Raw genomic sequence first — 3,626 nt, 5'->3', positions numbered from 1 at the left:
GAAAGTTAACAAATTCTTTACCGCTATTGCTGTTAGTTTGGGGCTGCTGTTGGGAGCCTGTGCTAGTGGTGGAGAGCAATCTGCTTCGGACGCTCCTGCGGCAAGTCCGTCTGTAGCAAGCTCCCCTGTGGACGAATCTCCTGCTGCATCCCCTGAAATGGCAGACCATTCTGCACCTGCTCAAGGCGGGCAAGTGGTTGAAGTCGGAGCGTATCACTTAGAGCTAGTTGCAGCACCAGAAGCAAGCGGAACCCACTTGGATCTTTTCCTACAATCTGGTGATACTCATGAGGCAATCGAAGGAGCAACGGTGACAGGTCAAGTTCAGCTACCCGATGGCTCTCAGAAGGAAGTTGATTTTGAATATGATGCACAGGGCAAGCACTACACAGCGTTATTGTCTGAAGCAGCATCCGGTGAATATAAAGTTGCTGTTCTCACTGATATCAACGGTGAAAAAGTGAACGGACGCTTTAGTTTTACTAAGTAGATAGGTTTTTATCAGGAAGTTTAGCTGCCGTTTTAACAATTAAATAAGGCAGGCTGCTTGCATTCTCTATCTTAAAATTGGGAATACAAGCAGCTTTATTTGATCAGATGGAATTCCGGTTTTAAGCAGTAACAATACCCATATATTCTAGAAATACTAAACCTTTGTAGTGAAAACTTACATGCTACGTTTATTATGCAAGCTGTTTATTGCAGTAGAAAGTGTAATTTCAATCACAAGTTTCATCCTCATTTCACATTTTTTCGTCATACTTAAAAAAAGAAACCAAAAGGAGTATATCCATGAAGAAAGTAATTTCTGTCTGTCTGATTGCTGCTACTCTTGCTGTTGCAATCCTGCCTGCTAATGCTACTTCTGGGAAGTATTCTTCTCAAGAGGAACATCGTCGCCATCATCGCGAACAGGTGATTAATAACTAATTTACAGCTTCTTGAGCTATGAATTAAAGCTAGTGTGCAGTGAATAATATCAGTTTTGAATGCTTCAAAAACGCTTGCTTTCATTAGGAGGTTTTTGAAGGTAAACTGTCACTGTTTCACTAACCGGATTGTTTGAATACTCTACTCGATTATTTTATTAATTTGAGTAGAGTGTTTGTTGATAAACATTTTAAGGAATTAAGCTATCTCTAAATTTCAGGATTTTAGACTAAAGAAGATAAGGATTGAATTTGTTGAAACAATATATGGGCTTTACGACTAGAATTGCTTAAAGCAGTTAAATCTTTAAGAAGATCTTGAGATGAGGGTTTTGCTTGTTGAAGATGAGCCAGATTTGGGTGCAGCTCTAGAGCGATCGCTCAAACGCAAGAAGTATGTAGTGGATTGGGTCACGGATGGTACCGAAGCGTGGCGGTTTCTCGAAAGTTCCCGGATTCCATACACTGTTGCGATCTTTGATTGGTTGGTGCCAGGACTATCTGGCATTGAACTTTGTCAACGACTCAGAGCCAAGCAGAATCCATTACCTGTACTGTTGCTGACGGCAAGAGATCGAATGGAAGACCGCGTCATGGGACTCGATGCCGGAGCCGATGATTACTTGATCAAACCCTTTGGCATGGCAGAATTGCTTGCTCGGCTGCGGGCGCTCCAGCGGCGATCGCTCCAAATTCAGCCCCCTCAACTGCAAGTTGGCAACCTCATTCTCGACTACAGCACCTCAACGGTTTCAATTTCCACTCCTGTAAGAGAGTCACAGAAAATTCTGCTGACTGCTAAAGAATTTCAGCTGCTGGAATACTTTATGCAACACCCCAATCAAATTCTCTCTCGTGATCAAATCATTGATCGCATCTGGCAAGCGGAAGCAGACTTCAACAGCAATGTGGTGGCAGCTCAAATGCGCTTATTGCGGCGGAAACTGACAGAGTATGGCTACGATCATCTGATTGAAACGGTTTATGGCCTGGGCTATAAGCTCAATACTCATGAAACATAGCCAAATTTTTCACACCACTCGACTGCGATTAGCAGGGCTATATGCCGGAACGATGGGAGTTATTCTCACGATTTGTGCTGTAGGTTTTTATGAAGCAATGGCACATAGCCATTTCTCCGAGTTAAATCACCGGATTGAAACGGTTGCTGGAACGCTGCATGATGGACTAGAAGCCTCTTTGCAAGAACCCAGCAAACTGGAGCCTGTTGTGCAAAAATTTGTTCCGACTCTATGTATTGCTGGAACAGATTGCTCATCTAACTCTACAGCCTTACATTACCTAGGAGTATTCCAGGAGAATGGCTATTACATTCGCTTCTTAAGTTTGTCTGGACAGTTATTAGCCAGTGGGGGGCAGGTGCCAACTGACTTACCCGCCCAGATCGAAACCGAACTTTGGCAAACGCTAGAAGCCCCTGACGGAACTCGTTATCGGCAACTGTCCTTACTGCTCAAAACCGCAAATCAAGATTCCTGGGGATATATGCAGGTCGGGCGATCGCTGTCTGAACTCGATGGGCACATGGTTTGGGTCAGGCTGAGTCTGCTAATTGGCTTGCCCAGTGCCATGCTGCTCGTTGTGGTTGCCAGTTGGTGGCTTGCCGGACAAGCCATGCAGCCCGTCTATAGGTCTTACCGCCAAATGCAACAATTCACCGCCGATGCTGCCCATGAACTCCGCACTCCATTAGCGGCAATTCAAGCAAATTTAGAATCGACCCTCACAACTGATGCAAGCGATGCCGATGCCTGGGATACCCTTCGTACTGTAGAGCGCCAAAACAGTCGTCTATCCCGGCTCGTTCATGATTTGTTGCTCCTCTCCCGTATGGACTTGCAAGGACTTCCTACTAAACAGAATGCCTGTAATCTCAATGATTTAGTAAATGATTTAGTTGAAGAGTTTTCGGCACTCGCACTTGCTTCCAACATCTCACTAACAGCAGACATTCAGACAAATACATCAATTACTGTATTTGGCAGCGAAGAGCAACTCTATCGTTCAGTGGCTAATCTAATCACGAATGCAATTCAATACATCCCTAGTGGAGGTAAAGTCACCGTTCACCTCAAGCAAGAAGACCATCATGCGTTGATTCAGGTTCAAGATACCGGAATTGGCATTCCACATAAAGAACAAGCACGGATATTCGATCGCTTCTATCGAGTCAATAGCGATCGCTCTCGTCATACTGGAGGAGCAGGCTTGGGTTTAGCCATTGCACAGGCGATCGTACAAGCTCATCAAGGCACAATTCAGGTACAGAGTGAGCTAAGCAAGGGAAGTGTTTTTAGCATTCGTTTACCATTAAGAAGCAATTTTAAGATGGCGTAACTTTTGAAGCAATTTTTGGAGTGGGTGCTTAAGACAACGAGATTGACATCGAGCGTTTGTCGTTCCGTCGTTTTGCGACACAACCCAAACAGATCAAGCATCGGATGCTGTCCGCCTACTTGATTCAGCAGCTTAAATTTCCGTCCGTTCTCATGGTGCTTGCGTAAGTCCTGTTAGAATTTTCGTCTGGTTGGGGTATGGCAACGATTCTGACGAAAAAGGGTCATATAGCTTTACGGATACACGTTCGAACAATGGTTGAAGGCAGCATCGACACAATCGCGAAAGCTATCAAATTCATCCCAGCGTTGACGCATCCAATTCTTGAGCACGAACCAC

Annotated in this window: 4 protein-coding genes and 1 pseudogene; 4 read left to right on the top strand and 1 reads right to left on the bottom strand. The window is 44.7% G+C overall.

All coding sequences use genetic code 11. The features are described from left to right. The 4 genes from H6F80_RS18785 to rppB all read left to right on the top strand — a co-directional run. Nucleotides 1-490, top strand: a 490-nt coding sequence (locus H6F80_RS18785; RefSeq protein ID WP_347277899.1) for a hypothetical protein, incomplete at its 5' end; no start/stop codon positions are given. 302 nt (nt 491-792) lie between these two features. Further along, nucleotides 793-930, top strand: a complete 138-nt coding sequence (locus H6F80_RS18780) for a hypothetical protein (protein ID WP_190793052.1) — start codon at nt 793-795, stop codon at nt 928-930. A gap of 322 nt (nt 931-1,252) precedes the next feature. After that, nucleotides 1,253-1,951, top strand: a complete 699-nt coding sequence (gene rppA, locus H6F80_RS18775) for a two-component system response regulator RppA (RefSeq protein ID WP_190793051.1) — start codon at nt 1,253-1,255, stop codon at nt 1,949-1,951. Continuing rightward, nucleotides 1,941-3,287 (top strand): two-component system sensor histidine kinase RppB, encoded by a 1,347-nt coding sequence (gene rppB / locus H6F80_RS18770; RefSeq protein ID WP_190793050.1) that lies wholly within the window; start codon nt 1,941-1,943, stop codon nt 3,285-3,287. Before rppA ends, rppB begins: the two co-directional genes overlap by 11 nt. 233 nt (nt 3,288-3,520) lie before the next feature. On the opposite strand, the pseudogene H6F80_RS18765 reads toward rppB, so the two are convergent. After that, nucleotides 3,521-3,626 (bottom strand): annotated as a pseudogene (locus H6F80_RS18765) (IS630 family transposase); the annotation flags it as partial.

It is taken from the genome of Leptolyngbya sp. FACHB-711, assembly GCF_014695615.1.
Classification (GTDB): domain Bacteria; phylum Cyanobacteriota; class Cyanobacteriia; order Elainellales; family Elainellaceae; genus Leptolyngbya_A.
The sequence above is the reverse complement of the archived record's forward strand: the minus strand, read 5'-3'. Positions and strand labels throughout refer to the sequence as shown.